The organism is Streptomyces sp. CC0208, from assembly GCF_003443735.1.
GTDB lineage: Bacteria > Actinomycetota > Actinomycetes > Streptomycetales > Streptomycetaceae > Streptomyces > Streptomyces sviceus.
The window spans coordinates 4,761,330-4,778,992 of the sequence record NZ_CP031969.1; the positions used below are offsets into that span (position 1 = coordinate 4,761,330).

Here is a 17,663-nt window from a genome sequence, read left to right on the forward strand (position 1 = left end):
TCGGCTTCCGTGGAACGAGACGGGACTGTGGGTGTGGGGGTTCCCGGGTGCGTTCCGGAATCACACTGTGCCCCCGACGTAAGCGTTCCGTGACCTCACCGCACCTTCTGCAGGGGTTCACCCGCCGTTCACTTCCGGCCATAAACGCCTTCACCTGATCTGCCTAATTTCGGCCTTACGCGATGCGTGGTGCGTCACGACAGCGCACCCGTGTCTCTCAGACTTCGCGCACGCCGCCGGATTCAGGACGGCGGCTCCTGGAAGGAACTCAAGTGAAGCTTCAGCGCATGAACCGGCGGGCCCTCGCCTTCGGTGCTCTCGCCGTCTCCGGCGCCCTGGCCCTCACGGCGTGCGGCTCCGACGACACGAGCAGCGGCGGCGGCAGCAGCGCGTCCGCCACGGCGGCCGCCGGCAACATCAAGTGTGACGGCGCCAAGGGTCAGCTGCTCGCCGACGGCTCCTCCGCGCAGAAGAACGCGATCGACGCCTGGGTCAAGCAGTTCACGCAGGCCTGTGGTGTGCAGATCAACTACAAGGGCGGCGGTTCCGGCGCGGGCGTCACCGCGTTCAACAACGGCCAGGTCGCCTTCGCGGGTTCCGACTCCGCGCTGAAGCCCGAAGAGGTCACGGCCTCCAAGAAGGTCTGCTCCGGCGGCCAGGGCATCGACCTCCCGATGGTCGGCGGCCCGATCGCCCTCGGCATCAACATCTCCGGCGTCGACAAGCTCACGCTGGACGCGCCCACCATCGCCAAGATCTTCAACGCCAAGATCAGCAACTGGAACGACCCGGCGATCGCCAAGCTGAACCCGGGCGTGAAGCTGCCCGACCTGAAGATCCAGGCGTTCCACCGCTCGGACGACTCCGGTACCACGGACAACTTCACCAAGTACCTGATCGCCACCGCCAAGAGCGACTGGCCCTACGAGCACGGCAAGACCTGGGTGGCCAAGGGCGGCCAGTCCGCCGCGCAGTCCTCCGGTGTCGCCCAGCAGGTGAAGCAGACCAACGGCGCCATCGGCTACTTCGAGCTCTCCTACGCCAAGGACGGCATCACGCCGGTCAGCATCAACACCGGCGCCTCCGCCCCGGTCGAGCCCACCGTCGAGAACGCCACGAAGGCCATCGCCGACGCCAAGGTCATCGGCACCGGCTCCGACCTGGCGCTGGAGCTCAACTACGGGACCAAGGCCGACGGTGCCTACCCGATGGTCCTCGTCACGTACGAGATCGTCTGCGACAAGGGCAACAAGTCCGACACCCTGGCCGCCACCAAGGCGTTCCTGCGCTACACCGCCTCCGAGGACGGCCAGAAGGTCCTGGCGGACAATGACTACGCGCCCATCCCCGACGACATCATCGCCAAGGTCCGCACCACCATCGAGGGCCTGAGCTGACCTGAGTGTGTGGTCCGGCCCGAGCCCCCTGTCGAGGGTGCCGGTCCGGACCGCACCGTCCGGTGCACCGCCGCCAGGAGCCGCACCTCGCGTGGGGCTCAGCAGACCGGAGAACCCGATGGACACCACACAGATAACAGACGCACCTCCCCCCGCACCCCACATCCCCACGGCCGAGCAGAAGCGCGCGGCCCGTGGCGCCACCCGCCCCGGTGACCGGATCTTCCTCGGTCTGTCCCGCGGGTCGGGCATCCTGCTCCTGGTGATCATGGCCGCCATAGCCGGCTTCCTCACCTACCGCGCCTCGATCGCGATCAGCAAGGACGAGGCGAACTTCTTCACCACGTTCGAGTGGAACACGCAGCTCATCCCGCCGAAGTTCGGCATCGCGGTCCTGGTCTTCGGCACGATCGTCTCCTCGATCATCGCCATGGCCATCGCGGTCCCGATCGCCGTCGCCATCGCGCTGTTCCTCACGCACTACGCCCCCCGCAGGCTGAGCGGCCCGATCGCCTACGTGATCGACCTGCTCGCCGCGGTGCCGTCCATCGTGTACGGCCTCTGGGGCGCCCTGATCCTGGTCCCGCACATGAACGGCCTCTACGGCTGGCTCAACGACTACCTCGGCTGGACCGGCATCTTCTCCTGGCAGGGCGGGGCACCCCGCTCGATGCTCACCGTCGGCATCCTGCTCGCCATCATGATCCTGCCGATCATCACCAACGTGAGCCGCGAGGTCTTCCGCCAGGTTCCGCAGATGCACGAGGAGGCGGCCCTGGCGCTCGGCGCCACCCGCTGGGAGGTCATCCGCATGGCGGTGATCCCCTTCGGCCGCTCCGGTGTGATCTCCGCGTCGATGCTCGGCCTCGGCCGCGCGCTCGGCGAGACGATGGCCGTGGCCACCGTGCTCTCGCCGACCTTCGACATCCAGGCCAGCCTGCTCGACCCGGGCGGCGGCACCTTCGCCCAGAACATCGCCAGCAAGTTCGGTGAGGCCAGCGAGCTGGGCCGGGACGCGCTGATCGCCTCCGGCCTCGTCCTGTTCGTCATCACCCTGCTGGTCAACGGCGCGGCCCGCATGATCATCGCGCGTCGCAAGGAGTACTCGGGGGCCAACGCATGAGCAACGCAATCGCGGAGAAGCGCCCCAGTACGCTGCGCGGTGCCAGCCTCCCCAAGTGGGCCCCGTACGCCATCGCCGCCGGCTCCGTCGCCCTCGGCCTCGGCATCAGCGCGGCGGCCGGCCTGGACAGCAGCATCCAGTGGGCCCTGATGGCCGGGGTCCTGTTCGTCCTCGGCACGTACGTCATCGCGGCCCGGGTGGAGGGCCGCCGCCAGGCCAAGGACCGGGTCGCGACGGCTCTGGTCTGGGTCGCCTTCCTCCTCGCGGTCGTCCCGCTGGTCTCCCTGGTGTGGTCGACGGTCTCGCGCGGTGTGAAGGTCCTCGACTTCTACTTCCTGACCCACTCGATGGGCCTGATCTCCGACTCCGAGCCGGGCGGCGGCATCTACCACGCCATCCTCGGCAGCCTGGAGCAGGTCGGCCTCGCCACCCTGATCGCGGCGCCGATCGGTGTGCTCACCGCGATCTACCTGGTCGAGTACGGGCGCGGGAACCTCGCCAAGGCCGTCACGTTCTTCGTCGACGTCATGACGGGCATCCCGTCGATCGTCGCGGGTCTGTTCATCCTCTCGATCATGCTGATGTTCGACATGGAGCCCTTCGGGTTCGCCGGGTCGCTCGCCCTGGCCATCCTGATGATGCCGGTCGTCGTCCGCTCCACGGAGGAGATGCTCAAGCTCGTCCCGAACGAGCTGCGCGAGGCGTCCCTGGCGCTGGGCATCCCGAAGTGGCGGACCATCCTGAAGGTGGTCCTGCCGACCTCCATCGGCGGCATCACCACGGGCATCATGCTGGCGATCGCCCGTATCGCGGGCGAGACCGCGCCGGTGCTGCTCCTGGTCTGGGGCAACTCGATCATCAACGCCAACCCCTTCGAGGGTGCGCAGCAGTCGCTTCCGCTGTACATCTATCAGCAGTACGCGAACAGCGCGGGCGCCGGTGCGGCGTACGACCGTGCCTGGGCGGCGTCCCTGACGCTGATCGCCTTCGTGATGATCCTGAACCTGGTGGCTCGCGGCATCGCCCGCTGGAAGGCCCCGAAGACCGGTCGCTGACGCGGCCTTCTCAGCGACTGACTGGAAGTGAAGTAATCATGGCCAAGCGAATCGACGTAAGCGGACTCACCGCCTACTACGGCTCCCACAAGGCGATCGAAGACATCTCGATGACGGTCGAGCCCCGCTCGGTGACGGCCTTCATCGGCCCCTCCGGCTGCGGAAAGTCGACGTTCCTGCGCACGCTCAACCGGATGCACGAGGTCACCTCGGGCGGCCGGGTCGAGGGCAAGGTGCTCCTCGACGACGAGGACCTGTACGGCCAGGGCATCGACCCCGTGTCCGTCCGCCGCGAGGTGGGCATGGTGTTCCAGCGCCCGAACCCGTTCCCGACGATGTCGATCTTCGACAACGTGGCGGCGGGCCTGCGCCTGAACGGCTCGTACAAGAAGAGCGAACTGTCGGACGTCGTCGAGAAGTCCCTCAAGGGCGCGAATCTCTGGAACGAGGTCAAGGACCGGCTGAACAAGCCGGGTTCGGGTCTCTCCGGTGGTCAGCAGCAGCGACTGTGCATCGCCCGCGCGATCGCGGTGGAGCCCAAGGTCCTGCTCATGGACGAGCCCTGCTCGGCCCTGGACCCGATCTCCACGCTCGCCATCGAGGACCTGATCGGTGAGCTGAAGGAGCGCTTCACGATCGTCATCGTGACGCACAACATGCAGCAGGCGGCCCGCGTCTCGGACCGTACGGCCTTCTTCAACCTGGCCGCGGTCGGGCAGCCCGGCAAGCTGATCGAGATCGACGAGACGGAGCGGATCTTCTCCAACCCGTCCGTCCAGGCCACCGAGGACTACATCTCGGGCCGCTTCGGCTGAGCCGAGTCCCCTGAAGACCCCTCGCGGTGCTGCATGGCGGTGCCACCGCGAGGACACAGAGGGCCCGCCCCCGGATTCCGGGGGCGGGCCCGTTGTCGTACACCCGGCTCGGCGCCTACAGGAACAGCAGGTTCACGATCCCGTAGGCGCAGGCGGCCACGATCGCCGCGGCCGGCATGGTGATGAACCAGCCGAGGACGATGTTCTTGGCGACGCCCCAGCGGACCGCGTTGACCCGCTTGGTGGCGCCGACACCCATGATCGCCGAGGTGATGACGTGGGTCGTCGACACCGGCGCCTTGAACAGGTACGCGGTGGTGAACATGATCGCCGCGCCGGTCGTCTCGGCGGCGAAGCCCTGCGGCGGATCGAGTTCGATGATCTTCCGGCCCAGCGTGCGCATGATGCGCCAGCCGCCCGCGTACGTGCCCAGCGACAGCATCAGCGCGCAGGCGATCTTCACCCAGACCGGGATCGGGTCGCCGTACGTCTCGTGACCCGAGATCACCAGGGCCATCACCACGATGCCCATGGTCTTCTGGGCGTCCTGGAGGCCGTGCCCGAGGGCCATGCCGGCCGCGGACACGGTCTGCGCTATCCGGAAACCCCGCTTCGCCTTGTGCGGATTGGCGCGCCGGAAGATCCACATGATCGCCGTCATCACCAGGTAACCGGCGACCAGACCGACGACCGGCGAGATGAACATCGGGATGACGACCTTGTCGAGCACACCGTTCCAGATGACCTCAGTGCCGCCCGCGAGCGCGGCCCCCACCATGCCCCCGAACAACGCGTGCGAGGACGAGGAGGGCAGCCCGAAGTACCAGGTGACGAGGTTCCACACGATCGCCCCGACCAGTGCCGAGAACAGGATCCCCATCCCCTTCGAGCCCGCCGGCGTCTCGATCAGGCCCTCACTGACGGTCTTGGCGACCCCGGAGCCGAGAAAGGCTCCTGCCAGGTTCATGACCGCCGCCATGGCGAGCGCGGCCCGGGGGGTCAGCGCCCGCGTCGACACGGACGTCGCGATCGCGTTCGCCGAGTCGTGGAAGCCGTTCGTGTACGTGAAGAAGAGCGCGACCAGGATGGTCACGACCAGAGCGAAGGTGTCCATGGAAGGGTTCAGGACTCCTTGACGGCGATGGTCTCCACCGTGTTCGCCACATGCTCGAACGCGTCCGCGGCCTCTTCGAGGACGTCCACGATCTGCTTGAGCTTGAGGACCTCGATGGCCTCGTACTTGCCGTTGAAGAGCATGGCGAGCAGCTTGCGGTGGATCTGGTCCGCCTGGTTCTCCAGCCGGTTGACCTCGATCCAGTACTCGGTGAGGTTGTCCATGGTCCGCAGGTGCGGCATGGCCTCGGCCGTGAGCTCGGCGGCCCGCGCGAGCACCTCGATCTGCTGCTCGACGCCCTTGGGGAGCTCCTCGACGTTGTAGAGGACGACCAGGTCGACGGCCTCCTCCATGAAGTCCATGATGTCGTCGAGGGAGGACGCCAGGTTGTAGATGTCCTCGCGGTCGAACGGCGTGATGAACGAGGAGTTCAACTGGTGGAAGATCGCGTGGGTGGCGTCGTCACCGGCGTGTTCCGCGGCCCGCATACGCTCTGCGATCTCGGCCCGGCCGGCGGTGTCCGCGCCGAGCAGTTCCATCAGGAGCTTCGAGCCCGTGACGATGTTGTCCGCGGAGGCGGCGAACATGTCGTAGAAGCTCGTCTCCCTGGGGGTCAGACGAAAGCGCACAAGGGGTCCTCGGGGTGCATCGGTTTCGGTCAGGGTGATGCTAAGTGCATCATCCGGCCACGGCTAATGGGCCGTCCCCCAGTGTCGCCCATCGGGCACAGTGGTTGGCACGGGGGCCGTCCGCAGGCCCTATACCCGGGAAACTTCGGTACGATATACCCAGGAGGGGTATGTGATTCCCTCAAGGTTGTGGCCGTGATGTGGAGGACGCGATGACGACGACCGAGGCCGGCGCCACGGCGCCCTCCGAGACAGTGGCGGAAACCAGCCCCCACGAGACCCACGAGCCCACCACGCACGGCTACCACAAGCAGAAGGACGAGCACCTCAAGCGACTGCGCCGGATCGAGGGCCAGATCCGGGGGCTGCAGCGGATGGTCGACGAGGACGTCTACTGCATCGACATACTCACGCAGGTGTCCGCCTCCACCAAGGCCCTGCAGTCCTTCGCGCTGCAGCTGCTGGAGGAACACCTGCGGCACTGCGTCGCCGATGCGGCCGTCAAGGGCGGCGCCGAGATCGACGCGAAGGTCGAGGAGGCGACGAAGGCCATCGGCCGTCTGCTGCGGACGTGATCCGGCCTTCCCCGCGACGGAACAGGCGCCCCCGGCTCACCGGCCGGGGGCGTCCGCGCGTTCCTCGGCCACTTTCAGCACCTCGTCGATGCTTTCCAGGCTGAGCCGGTCGTCCGCGGCCGACGCCGCGATGATCAGCTCTCCGCACAGTTCGATCTCGGCGAGGGCCACGTGGTCCTGAACCGCCGTACCGCCGACCGGAGCCACGCGCATCACCTCTTCTCTGCCGTTACCGACTTCCTAGAGTAGGGAGCGGCGTACACACCGCGCATGGCACGGACGGGCTAGTTCTTGACACCCGTCACGACCGCTCACCCCTCGGCGATCTTGCCGGCGTAGATGTCCCGGGCGGCCGGCAGCCGTACGTCCGCGGCGGCCCCGAAGTCGAACAGCAGCGTCGTCGAGGCGACCGCGACGGTGCCGTGGCGCTGTCCGTTGACGAAGCTGAAGCGGTGGCGGATCTTGCGGATACGGCCCTGGTCGTCGAGGTAGACGTCGAACGGGACCGCGGCCGTGGCGAACCCTTTCGCCGCCGCGGCCAGCACCTCCTGGTTGGCGCCGGCCGCGCTCTTCGCCGCGTCGGCCAGATCCGCCGTGCCCCGGTAGTGCCGCACCTCGGTCCCGGCGAGCTCGGTCGCGCCCACGTACGTCGCCGACCTGGTCCCGCGCAGCACCTCGGCCGCGGCGAACGGATCGGTGGCCCCGCCGGTGACGAGATTGCCGTCGGAGAGGGCCGTGGTGTCGACGCGCACCCATTTGTCCGCGGGCACACCCGCGCCCCGGTTCTTCATGAACAGGGCGCCGGGGGCGAGGAGTTCGGTGATCGGCCGGTGCTCGCTGGTGCCGGCCGGGTCCTGCGGCAGCATCACCTTCAGCCGGCCCAGGCGCTCCCGGTAGTCGTACACACCCTCGCCGCGAATGGTGACCCGGGTGCCGCCGGTGGCCATCTCCATCGACGTACGGGCCTTCGAACTGCCCGCGTCCACCAGGGTGTCGGCGGCCCGGCGCAGGGTCCCGACCGGGTCGGCCGCATGTGAGTCGTCCAGGGCGGCGCTTCCTGAACAACCGGTGGCGCAGGCGCAGGCCATGAGCACCGCCGCGACGAGGACCGACCCGCCGGCCTGCCTCTGCTGCCGCTCCGTCATCGCCGCCTACCCCCAGCCGGTACGTCCGCCACGGACCACCTGTCACTTCGGATAACGACCGGTAGGAAGGGTTGTCACGCGCACACCGTCCGTTTACCCGGCATGGGTAACGTTGTCAGTGTGGCGCAGCAGGACAGGACCCCCCCACCCCCATCCGACGGCCCGGCCCACCAGACGCAGATGGTCGAACAGGGCCGTTTCTGCCTGGCCCGGTGCACCTGCGGCTGGCGCGGACCGGCGCGCAGAGCCCGCAGCCAGGCGCGGGCGGACGCGGAGGGGCACGCGGACGGAGGCTAGCGCGGCAGCAGCTCGTCGATCAGGGTGCGGTCGCGGTACTGCGTCAGACGGCTGCGGGCCGCGGCGGGGGAGAGCCACAGGATGCGGTCCACCTCGTCGTTCGGGGTGAAGTGGCCTCCGGTTGCCTCGGCCGCCCAGTAACGGACCCGTTTGGGGCGGCCGTTGGCCATGTAGTGGACGCTGGGCAGCTCGGTGCCGGGCTCGGCGGTGCAGCCCGTCTCCTCCTCGACCTCACGCAGCGCGCCGGTGAGGGGGTCCTCCTCGCGCTTCAACTTGCCCTTGGGATGCGACCAGTCGTCGTATTTCGGCCTGTGGACCAGGCAGATCTCGAGATCGCCGTCGATCGGTGAGCGGCGCCACAGGACACAGCCGGCCGCCTGGACGACGGAGTCATCGTCATCGGGATGGGTCATGTACTCACCGCCTGCTTCTGCCAGCACTGCTGGAACGCGAACCGGGCGGCCTCCACCTCGTGACGCTGGTCGGCGTGCAGGACGCCCAGTGCGTAGGCGGTGGCCGGGGCTATGCGGGGGGTGCGGGCCGCTGCGGCGGCCGCGGACGCGGCCTCCGAGGCGTCCCGGTGACGGTCCAGGCACTGGCCCGCCGTGAGGAGCCGTACGTCCACCGAGGAGGTCAGGGTCTCGCGCGCGTAGCGGTACAGGCGCAGCAGCAGGCGGACCTGGTGCCAGGGGGCGTCCTGGGCGTGAGGGGAGGGGTCCGGGGAGAGGCCGTGGATGAGGGCCTCGGCGTTGTAGGGGCTGCCCGCGGTGACCAGGGGGAGGGCGGACACCGCGTCCTCGAGGCGTCCCTGGGCCGCGGTGGCCAGGGGCTGGAGGTCGGTGGAGAGGGCCGTTCTCGTCAACGGGACCTCGCTGGCCAGTACGGCGATGCTGTCGGCCACCGCGTGGAAGCGCGAGGAGCCGAGGGCCTGGAGGGCGGTCGAGTGGGCCCGGGTGCGGGCGAGGGTGAGCTGGCGGTCCAGGAGGGCGCCTGCTTTGGCGGCACCCACGGTCAGGTTGCCGCGGTCGGGGGTGGACGCGGTGGGCGCCGAGGGGCCGCCGCCGACGGGGGCCGGCTGTGCGGGGAACACCGCGCCGGACAGCCGGTGCAGCGCCAGCAACAGCCTTTCCAGGCGGGACTCGTACCCGTGCTCCATGCCCAACGTGCCGGAGAGCCAAGCCAGTTCCGGGCGCAGGGACTCCGACCACTCGGGGTCGAGGAGCGGGCGGAAGGTGTGGAGGCTGGCGCTGATGCGGCGGACCGAGCGGCGCAGGGCCCGGGCCGCGTCGACGGGGTCCTCCGCGCCCGCCGCCGTTCCGCCTGATTCGCGGTGCTGGCGCAGAGCGCGGAGGAACTCCGTTGCCTGGGACCGCAGGTAACCCGCGAGGGCGTCCCCGGTGGGGGACGGCCCGAGGTGCCCGGACACGGGTTCCGTCGGTTCAAGGTGTTGCTGTGCCACGCCGGCGCCTCCGGGCGTCTATGAGCATCTCCTGGACGTTGCGCAGGGGTTGGCCGTCCGCGTCCGTGGCGTGCCGGGTCCACTCGCCGTCCGGGCCGAGGTGCCACGACGCGGTGGTGTCGGACATCCCGGTCTCCAGCAGCCGGTTGATGGCCGCCCGGTGGGCCGGGTCGGTGATCCTCACCAGTGCCTCTATCCGGCGGTCGAGGTTGCGGTGCATCATGTCGGCGCTGCCGATCCACACCTCGGGCTCGCCGCCGTTGCCGAAGGCGAAGATCCGGGAGTGTTCGAGGAACCGGCCGAGGATCGAGCGGACCCGGATGTTCTCGGACAGGCCCGTGACGCTCGGTCGGATCGCGCAGATGCCGCGCACCCAGACGTCGACCGGCACGCCCGCCTGGGACGCGCGGTAGAGCGAGTCGATGAGGGCCTCGTCCACCAGGGAGTTGACCTTGATGCGGATGAAGGCCGGACGTCCCGCGCGGTGGTGCTGGACTTCCTTGTTCACGCGTGAAATGAGGCCGTCGCGCAGGGACTTGGGGGCCACCAGGAGGCGACGGTAGGTCTCCCGGCGCGAGTAGCCGGACAGCCGGTTGAACAGGTCGGACAGATCCGCGCCCACCTGCGGGTCGGCCGTGAGCAGACCCAGGTCCTCGTACAGCCGAGCGGTCTTCGGGTGGTAGTTGCCGGTGCCGACGTGGCTGTACCGCCGTAGCGTGTCGCCTTCCTGGCGGACCACCAGGGACAGCTTGCAGTGGGTCTTCAGGCCGACCAGGCCGTAGACGACATGGCAGCCCGCCTCCTCCAGCTTGCGCGCCCACTTGATGTTGGCGTGCTCGTCGAAGCGGGCCTTGATCTCGACCAGGACGAGGACCTGCTTGCCGGCCTCGGCGGCGTCGATGAGGGCGTCGACGATGGGGGAGTCGCCCGACGTGCGGTACAGGGTCTGCTTGATGGCGAGGACGTCCGGGTCGTCGGCCGCCTGCTGGAGGAAGGCCTGGACGGACGTCGAGAAGCTGTCGTAGGGGTGGTGGAGCAGGACGTCACGGGTGCGCAGGGCGGCGAAGATGTCCGGCGCGGACGCCGACTCGACCTCGGCCAGGTCGCGGTGGACGCCCGCGACGAACTTGCGGTACTTCAGCTCGGGGCGGTCGAGGCCGGCGATGCGGAAGAGGCCGGTGAGGTCGAGCGGACCGGGCAGCGGGTAGACCTCCGCCTCGGAGATCTTCAGCTCGCGCACCAGCAGGTCCAGCACCTCGCGGTCGATGGACTCCTCGACCTCCAGGCGCACCGGCGGACCGAAACGGCGCCGCATGAGCTCCTTCTCCAGGGCCTGGAGGAGGTTCTCGGCGTCGTCCTCCTCGACCTCCAGGTCCTCGTTGCGGGTGACCCGGAAGGTGTGGTGCTCCAGCACCTCCATGCCCGGGAACAGCTCCTCCAGGTGGGCGCCGATGACGTCCTCGATGGGGACGTACCGGCCCTGGGAGGACTCCAGGAAGCGGGACAGCAGCGGCGGGACCTTGACCCGGGCGAAGTGGCGGTTGCCGTTGACCGGGTTGCGCACGATCACGGCCAGGTTCAGGGAGAGCCCGGAGATGTACGGGAAGGGGTGCGCCGGGTCGACCGCGAGGGGGGTCAGGACCGGGAAGATCTGGTGCCGGAACAGGGTGAAGAGGCGGGCCTGCTCCTTCTCCTGGAGTTCGTTCCAGCGGACCAGGTGGATGCCCTCCTCCGCGAGTGCGGGGGCGACGTCCTCGTGGTAGCAGGCGGCGTGCCGGGCCATGAGCTCGCGGGAGCGGGCCCAGATCATCTCCAGCACCTCGCGCGGCTGGAGGCCGGAGGCGGAGCGGGTGGCGACGCCGGTGGCGATACGGCGCTTCAGTCCGGCCACCCGGACCATGAAGAACTCGTCCAGGTTGCTGGCGAAGATCGCGAGGAAGTTCGCGCGCTCCAGGAGGGGCGTGTTCGGATCCTCGGCGAGTTCCAGGACCCGCTCGTTGAACGCGAGCCAGCTGCGCTCCCGGTCGAGGAATCGACCCTGCGGGAGCTGGGCGGCACCGTCGACCGGGATCTCCTCGTACGCGTCGAGATCGGCGTCGAGGTCGGGCTCGAGATCGGAGACGGTGGCCGACACGGTGTGCGGGCGGTGCGCGGCTATGGAGCCCACGGAGGGCTGCACGTGCTGGACCTCTGCCTGGCTGTTCGACTGGCTCATGACCCCATTCTTCCGCGCCGGGAGCGAAAGGGGCGCGTCGGATGCAGCGAGCGGGAGCACGGCGGCGAGCGGGGCGCTCCCGTTCCCCGAGGCCCCCTCGGGCGGCGGCGAAGGCTCTGGCACGGCGGGCTTCATTCGCTGAGCCTCGCAAGCCTGTCTGAACCAACGGTTACGGCGACATGGCGTTCGGGATATCGGGGGACGGCTCCCGGGCGTTTGCGGGCCGGGGGTGCGGGGCGGTGTCCCGGTCGGGGGCCGTGGGTGTGGGGCGTCAGGGGGTGTGGCGGTGGCCGTCTCGGTGGGGGATCCGGTCGCGGCCGCGCCGGGCGCCCCGCCGAGGACGGTGAGCGTGCCGGAGGTGGGCCGCAGCAGGCCGGCGGCCAGGGCGAGGAGCGGGGACTTGCCGGGGCCATGGGGGCCGGCCAGCGCTGATGCGGCCCGTGGGCAGCCGGAAGGAGCAGCCGGGGCGGTGCTGGACTCGCTGGTCCCCCTTCGGGAGGTGCTCGTCGAGTACGGCGCTGAAGGGCCTGCTTGGTCTGCTGTGCGGTAGCCGGGATGCTCGTGCTCGTAGGAGGTGCACGGCAGGTACGGCACCTCATGTGAACCGGTCGGCGGGGGTCGTCCGATGAAGGGGCGTGAGGGAAACGAGAAGCGACGGGGATCTGCTGCGGGCCATCGCGGCGGACGGCGACCGGCGTGCCTTCGAGGAGCTGTACCGGCGATACGCGCCCTGGCTGCTCGCCCGGCTGCGGGGGCGGTGCGCGGACGCGGGCGTGGTCGACGACGTCGTACAGGAGACGTTCCTCGCGGTGTGGCGGGGGACCGCGCGCTACCGCGAGGAAGGCGATGTGGCCGGGTGGCTGTGGCGGATCGGCTCACGGCGGCTGATCGACGCGCTGCGCGGTGACGGGGCGCGGGGGCGGCTCAGGCAGGCCCTGTCCCACCTGCGGCACCGGGACGAGGTGTCCGCGGAGGAACGCGTGCTCGCGGGGGTGGAGCACGGGGACCTCGCGGGCGCCCTCGTCCGGCTGTCACCGGAGCTGCGGGCGGTGCTCCAGGCGACGGTCATCGACGGCCTCACCACCCGCGAGGCCGCCGTCCTCCTGGGCATCCCGCCCGGCACGGTCAAGACTCGGGCGATGCGAGCCCGCAAGCAGCTGAGGGAGGCGCTCGCGTGAGCACCGAGGGACGACCGCGGAGCCGAACGGGAGGCGGGGTGCCGACACGGGTCTCTGGCGAGGCACCGGCTGGGGGCGGAGGGTCGGTGCGAGCGGGGGGCCGGGTGCGGGGCCGAGCGGAGGACCGTGCACTGGGACGGCCGCGGGTCTGGGCGCCGGATGTGGTGCGGGACGGAACGGAGGGGCCGGCACAGGGCCGCTCGCAGGGCTGGACGCGGGGCCGGACGCCGGACGTGGTGCCGGGCTGGACGCGGGGCCGGCTGCGGGGCCGGACGCCGAATGTGGTGCGGGGCCGACCGCAGCGTCGAGCTCAGGATCGACCGCCGAGCCGCCCGCAGGGCCCGTTGCACGTACGAGTGAAGGAGGTGGCGGCATGACCTGGCATGTGGCCGAAGAGGATCTGCGGGCTTATGCCCGGGGCGAGTTGGCCGCCCCCCTGCTCTGGTCCGCCGACACCCATCTCGCCGCCTGCGCCGCGTGCCGGGGGCTGCTGACCGGTGTCACCGACCCGGTGGTGCTGGACGTCGGGTGGGAGCGGCTGGACGCCGAGCTGGACGCGCCCCGGACGGGGTGGTTCGAGTCGTTGCTGATCCGGGCCGGGATCGCCGACCACACCGCGCGGCTGCTCGCGGCCACGCCGGTGCTCAGGCGCTCGTGGCTGGCGGCCGTGGTGTTCCTGCTGCTGGCGACCGTCGGTGCGGTGCACACGACCGAGTCGCCGACCCTGTTCCTCGCCCTCGCCCCGCTGCTGCCGCTGGTCGGCGTGGCGCTGTCCTACGGTCCGGCGCTCGACCCGACCTACGAGATGTCGGTCGTCGCACCCACCCACGGCTTCCGGCTGCTGATGATCCGCACGCTCGCCGTGCTGGTCGCGGGCCTCGGCCTGAACGGGCTCGCCACCCTGGCCCTGCCCGGCTACGGCCTGCGCGCCCTGGCCTGGCTGCTGCCCGCGCTCGCTCTCACCGCGACCGGCCTCGCCCTCACCCCGAGGCTCGGCCCGGTCCTCGCACCGTCCCTGGTCGGCGGCGCCTGGATCGCCGTACTGCTGGCCGCGCAGGCCGCACAGCAGACGAACACCGACGCGCTCGCGCCGTTCACGGCGGCAGGGCAGGGCGTGGCCGGGGCGGTCGCCGCGCTCGGTGCGGGGCTGCTCTTTCTTCTTCGTGACCGGTTCGATCTGTTCAGCGGGAGTGCCGAATGACCGCCACCGTCTCCGCCTCCGGGCTTCATCTCCGCTACGGCGGCACCCGCGCCCTCGACGACGTGTCGCTGCGGCTCACGCCGGGCGTGACCGGGCTGCTCGGGCCCAACGGGGCAGGAAAGACCACCCTGTTGCGGGTGCTCGCCACCGCCGTGCCCGCCGACCGGGGCTCCTTCACCGTCCTCGGTCATGACCCGGGCAGCTCACGTGGACGGCAGGAGGTCCGGCGCACGCTCGGCTATCTGCCGCAGAGCCCGGGTTTCCACCCGGACTTCAGCGCCTTCGAGTTCGTGGACTACGTGGCGATCCTCAAGGAGCTCACCGACCGCACCGCCCGCCACCGCGAGGTGCGGCGGGTGCTGGAGGAGGTCGACCTCGGGGACGTACGCGCCAGGCGCATCAAGAAGCTGTCCGGCGGGATGCGGCAGCGGGTCGCGCTGGCCGCCGCTCTCGTCGGCGACCCCGGCTTCCTGGTCCTCGACGAGCCGACCGTCGGCCTCGACCCCGAACAGCGCATGCGGTTCCGGGAGTTGATCGCGCAGGCGGGGGAGGGGCGGACCGTGCTCCTGTCCACCCACCAGACCGAGGACGTGGCGATGCTCTGCCACCGCGTCCTCGTCATGGCCCGCGGCCGCATCCTCTTCGAGGGCACCCCCGCCGGACTGACCGCCCGCGCGGCCGACCGGGTGTGGAGCAGCACGGAACGCGCCCCGGGCGCCAAGGCGGGCTGGCGCACCGGCACCGGCTCCTTCCGCAACGTCGGCGACCCGCCCGCCGGTGCCGAACTCCTCGAACCCACCCTGGAGGACGGCTACCTGCTCACCCTGGACGACGTGGACGCGAAGGCGGCGACCGCATGAGCCTGGCGACGAAGACGGTGGCCGAGTCCGCCGCCGTACCCGCGGACGATCCGCGACACCCCTGGGCCGCCGTATTCGCCCTCGCCCGCTTCGAGGCACGCGACCTGCTGCAGTACATCCCGGTGCTGGCGACTCTCGTGCTGTACGTCGGCTACACCGCCTGGACGCTGTTCGACTCGAAGGAGGGCATGGACGCCTTCCCGGCCCTCCAGAACGCCGACCGGCACACCCAGAGCGGGCCCCTGCTGCTGGGGGTCGCCCTGTTCGTGTGCGTCAACCGCTGCACGCTGCGCTCCCGCAGGCGCGGTACCGACCGGCAGTTCGACGTGCTGGTCATGGAGCCGTGGCGGCGGACGGTCGCCCATGTGCTGTCGGTGCTGCCCTTCGCCGCCGTCACCGCGCTGGTGGTGCTCGGCGAGTTCACCCGGCAGGCCCTCAGGCCCGGCGCGGTGGGCCACGGCTCGCTCGCCGAACTGGCCGTCGGCCCCCTGTACGTGCTGCTGTGCGGCTCGCTCGGGGTGCTGCTCGCCCGGCTGGTCCCGTCCACGTTCGCGGCGCCGGTCGGCGTGGTCGGACTCTTCGTCCTCAGCGTGTTCGTCTCCGCGGGCACCGAAGACGCGGAGTGGTCGCGGTGGCTGTCGCCGATCGTGGAGGAAACCAGCAACAACACGGTGCTCCCCTCGGACCTCGTCGGCCGCCCGGCGGCCTGGCACGCGCTGTATCTGACGGGTCTGATCCTGCTCGTGGCGCTCGGCGCGGTGCTGGCGAGCGGTGGTCGCGCGCTGTACCTGAGGGCCGGGGCCGCGGGCGCGCTGGCGCTGACCCTGACCGGCGCGGTGGGCCAGTCCGGGGGTGTGTCACCGGAGTTGACGGCCGCGCGCGAGCGGGCCTCGGTGTCCCCGCAGCGGGACCAGTCGTGTGTGCGGCGCGGGGGCTCGACGTACTGCGCCTTCCCCGAGTGGGCCGGCCGGGCGGGCGACTGGGCGGGGGTCGTGGACCGCGTCCGGTCCCTGGCCGGCGGTACGGCCGCCGGGCAGCCCCTGCTCGTACGGCAGCGGATCGATGCCCGTTACGGGCTGGACGGGGACTCGGCGATCGAACCGCTCACCGCGCCGAACCAGGTGACCGTCGGTTCCCGCTGGGGCGGCAACCGGGTCCCCGAGTTCGCGGTCGCCGTCGCCTATGTGCTGGTCGCCGGTGACGAGTCGAAGGGCAGCGAGCTGTGCGACGGCCGGGTGGTCACCGCGATGTGGCTGGCCCTGGGCGGGGACTCGCACCCGATGGCCGACCTCGCGAACGTCCGCCTCGGCGACACCGTCACCGGGTCCGCGTACGTACTCGCCCCGACCAGCGGGCTGTCCATGACGGCCGGACAGACCGATGTCGTACGGGAGTTGCTGCAACGCCCGCGCGATGAGGCGACGGCCTCCGTGAAGCAGCACTGGGCCGAGCTGACGGCGCCGGGGGTCTCGACGGCCCAGGTGGCGCGGGTGCTGGGGGCCGAGGTGCCGAAGGGGGCGAAGGACTGTGCGCAGGAGTGACGGGGGTGCCCGCGGGGCGCTGGTGGCGGCCGTGGCACGTACGGTGCCGTGGCGGGCGGTCGGTGCCGGGGCGGTCGTAGGACTGCTGATCGTGGGGCTGCCACGGCTGCTGTCCGTCACGCCCGACGCGTGGCTCGGCCTCTCCCTTCTCCGGGCCGCCGCCCTCGTCTTCGCCCTGGGCCTGGCCTTCCTCCTGGACGACCCGGCGCGCCGGCTCACCACCCCGGTCCCCACCCGGCGTTGGGTCCGCAGCGGGCTGCGGGTCGCGCTGGTCGCGCCGGTCGCCGCGCTGTGGTGGACGGCGGCGCTGGCCCTCGTCCCCGCACCGGCCCGCCCCCCGGTCGGCGCGGTCACCCTGGAGGCCGCGGCGACGGCCGTCCTCGCGGTGGCCGCGGCGGCGGTGGCGGTCCGCTTCACCGACGAACCCGAACCCGGACCCTCGGTGGCGGCCGGCTTCCTGACCCTCGGCCTCCTCGCCCCTCTCCTGCTCCCCACCCGCTGGGACCTGTTCGTCCCGGTGGGAGACCCGAACTGGCAGGCGGCACATGTGCGATGGGCCGTGCTGCTGGCGGCCGCGGTGCTCCTGGGAGCGGCCTGCACGGCGGAACCGGTACGCGGCCTCAGACCACGCCCGGCGTCCTGACGGCAAGGGCGGCGGCGGTGTCGGACCGCACCCAGCCGCCTGACCGTCAGTTCACGGCCCGGTGTCGCCGTACCCGCCCACCGGGCAGGACCACGCCCCGCCCGACGGGTCCGTCCAGACCGCGGTGCCGTCCACCACCGCGGCCCGGGCGGGGCGTGGGGTGCCGGGTACGACCGGCAGGCCGACGGCGTACAACTCGACGTAGGCGTCGGGGATCCGGTCGGCGAGTGTGCACAGCACCTCGGCCTCGGAGCGGGCCGGGTCGACCCCGAAGCCGACGCCCATGCCGTCGTCGTCCCGGAGCAGCACCTCCACCTGGCCCCCGTCGAGGGGGGCGTACGACACCTCCGGAGCCGCAGGGGCCCCGGCCGACAGGTCGGCGAGGACCAGGGCGACGAGCTCGCTCAGTTCCATCG

General features: G+C 70.9%; 18 protein-coding genes. 10 read left to right on the top strand and 8 right to left on the bottom strand.

From position 1 onward, the window contains the following. The first annotated feature begins 272 nt into the window (after positions 1 to 272). The 4 genes from pstS to pstB all read left to right on the top strand — a co-directional run bounded on the left by pstS (position 273) and on the right by pstB (position 4,390). The gene (pstS, locus tag D1369_RS21810) at positions 273 to 1,397 is read left to right on the top strand and encodes a phosphate ABC transporter substrate-binding protein PstS (protein WP_037900636.1); all 1,125 of its coding nucleotides are present in this window, start codon (positions 273 to 275) and stop codon (positions 1,395 to 1,397) included. Between the two features lie 118 nt (positions 1,398 to 1,515). Next, complete coding sequence (gene pstC / locus D1369_RS21815) at positions 1,516 to 2,520, top strand: phosphate ABC transporter permease subunit PstC (protein WP_007383027.1); 1,005 nt, start codon at positions 1,516 to 1,518, stop codon at positions 2,518 to 2,520. Continuing rightward, positions 2,517 to 3,575 (top strand): phosphate ABC transporter permease PstA, encoded by a 1,059-nt coding sequence (pstA, locus tag D1369_RS21820; RefSeq protein ID WP_007383026.1) that lies wholly within the window; start codon positions 2,517 to 2,519, stop codon positions 3,573 to 3,575. Before pstC ends, pstA begins: the two co-directional genes overlap by 4 nt. Before the next feature lie 38 nt (positions 3,576 to 3,613). Beyond that, the gene (pstB, locus tag D1369_RS21825) at positions 3,614 to 4,390 is read left to right on the top strand and encodes a phosphate ABC transporter ATP-binding protein PstB (protein ID WP_007383025.1); all 777 of its coding nucleotides are present in this window, start codon (positions 3,614 to 3,616) and stop codon (positions 4,388 to 4,390) included. A gap of 115 nt (positions 4,391 to 4,505) precedes the next feature. Here pstB and D1369_RS21830 read toward each other — a convergent pair whose 3' ends face one another. Beyond that, positions 4,506 to 5,504, bottom strand: coding sequence for an inorganic phosphate transporter (locus tag D1369_RS21830; protein ID WP_007383024.1), 999 nt, complete (start codon positions 5,502 to 5,504; stop codon positions 4,506 to 4,508). 8 nt (positions 5,505 to 5,512) lie between these two features. After that, entirely contained in the window at positions 5,513 to 6,133 is a 621-nt protein-coding gene (locus tag D1369_RS21835; RefSeq protein ID WP_007383023.1) for a DUF47 family protein, read from the bottom strand. Between the two features lie 212 nt (positions 6,134 to 6,345). On the opposite strand from D1369_RS21835, the gene D1369_RS21840 reads away from it, so the two are divergent. Then, complete coding sequence (locus D1369_RS21840) at positions 6,346 to 6,708, top strand: metal-sensitive transcriptional regulator (RefSeq protein ID WP_028808530.1); 363 nt, start codon at positions 6,346 to 6,348, stop codon at positions 6,706 to 6,708. 36 nt (positions 6,709 to 6,744) lie between these two features. Here the strand turns inward: D1369_RS21840 and D1369_RS43035 are convergent, their stop codons facing one another. From D1369_RS43035 to D1369_RS21865, 5 genes are all read right to left on the bottom strand, one after another. Continuing rightward, positions 6,745 to 6,921, bottom strand: coding sequence for a hypothetical protein (locus D1369_RS43035; protein WP_020122926.1), 177 nt, complete (start codon positions 6,919 to 6,921; stop codon positions 6,745 to 6,747). A 98-nt stretch (positions 6,922 to 7,019) separates the two neighbouring features. Further along, the gene (locus tag D1369_RS21845) at positions 7,020 to 7,853 is read right to left on the bottom strand and encodes a hypothetical protein (RefSeq protein WP_007383020.1); all 834 of its coding nucleotides are present in this window, start codon (positions 7,851 to 7,853) and stop codon (positions 7,020 to 7,022) included. Between the two features lie 293 nt (positions 7,854 to 8,146). After that, positions 8,147 to 8,563: an NUDIX hydrolase gene (locus D1369_RS21855; protein ID WP_007383019.1), complete on the bottom strand. Its 417-nt coding sequence runs from the start codon at positions 8,561 to 8,563 to the stop codon at positions 8,147 to 8,149. Continuing rightward, positions 8,560 to 9,609 (bottom strand): CHAD domain-containing protein, encoded by a 1,050-nt coding sequence (locus tag D1369_RS21860; RefSeq protein WP_007383018.1) that lies wholly within the window; start codon positions 9,607 to 9,609, stop codon positions 8,560 to 8,562. The genes D1369_RS21855 and D1369_RS21860 overlap by 4 nt, the downstream gene beginning before the upstream one ends. Then, positions 9,590 to 11,824 carry an RNA degradosome polyphosphate kinase gene (locus tag D1369_RS21865; protein ID WP_118082579.1) on the bottom strand — a complete coding sequence of 745 codons (2,235 nt, stop codon included), beginning with the start codon at positions 11,822 to 11,824 and terminating at the stop codon, positions 9,590 to 9,592. The genes D1369_RS21860 and D1369_RS21865 overlap by 20 nt, the downstream gene beginning before the upstream one ends. A gap of 635 nt (positions 11,825 to 12,459) precedes the next feature. Between D1369_RS21865 and D1369_RS21875 the strand changes: the two genes are divergently transcribed. The 5 genes from D1369_RS21875 to D1369_RS43040 all read left to right on the top strand — a co-directional run bounded on the left by D1369_RS21875 (position 12,460) and on the right by D1369_RS43040 (position 17,247). After that, positions 12,460 to 13,002 (top strand): RNA polymerase sigma factor, encoded by a 543-nt coding sequence (locus D1369_RS21875; RefSeq protein WP_007383017.1) that lies wholly within the window; start codon positions 12,460 to 12,462, stop codon positions 13,000 to 13,002. A 373-nt stretch (positions 13,003 to 13,375) separates the two neighbouring features. After that, complete coding sequence (locus D1369_RS21880; RefSeq protein WP_007383016.1) at positions 13,376 to 14,203, top strand: hypothetical protein; 828 nt, start codon at positions 13,376 to 13,378, stop codon at positions 14,201 to 14,203. Further along, the gene (locus tag D1369_RS21885; RefSeq protein ID WP_007383015.1) at positions 14,200 to 15,063 is read left to right on the top strand and encodes an ABC transporter ATP-binding protein; all 864 of its coding nucleotides are present in this window, start codon (positions 14,200 to 14,202) and stop codon (positions 15,061 to 15,063) included. Before D1369_RS21880 ends, D1369_RS21885 begins: the two co-directional genes overlap by 4 nt. Then, positions 15,060 to 16,604: a hypothetical protein gene (locus D1369_RS21890; protein WP_007383014.1), complete on the top strand. Its 1,545-nt coding sequence runs from the start codon at positions 15,060 to 15,062 to the stop codon at positions 16,602 to 16,604. The genes D1369_RS21885 and D1369_RS21890 overlap by 4 nt, the downstream gene beginning before the upstream one ends. Next, on the top strand, positions 16,591 to 17,247 hold the full coding sequence (locus D1369_RS43040) for a hypothetical protein (RefSeq protein WP_007383013.1): 657 nt from the start codon (positions 16,591 to 16,593) through the stop codon (positions 17,245 to 17,247). The genes D1369_RS21890 and D1369_RS43040 overlap by 14 nt, the downstream gene beginning before the upstream one ends. A gap of 51 nt (positions 17,248 to 17,298) precedes the next feature. On the opposite strand, the gene D1369_RS21900 is transcribed toward D1369_RS43040, so the two are convergent. Then, positions 17,299 to 17,661, bottom strand: a complete 363-nt coding sequence (locus D1369_RS21900; protein ID WP_118082580.1) for a hypothetical protein — start codon at positions 17,659 to 17,661, stop codon at positions 17,299 to 17,301. Positions 17,662 to 17,663: the final 2 nt, after the last annotated feature.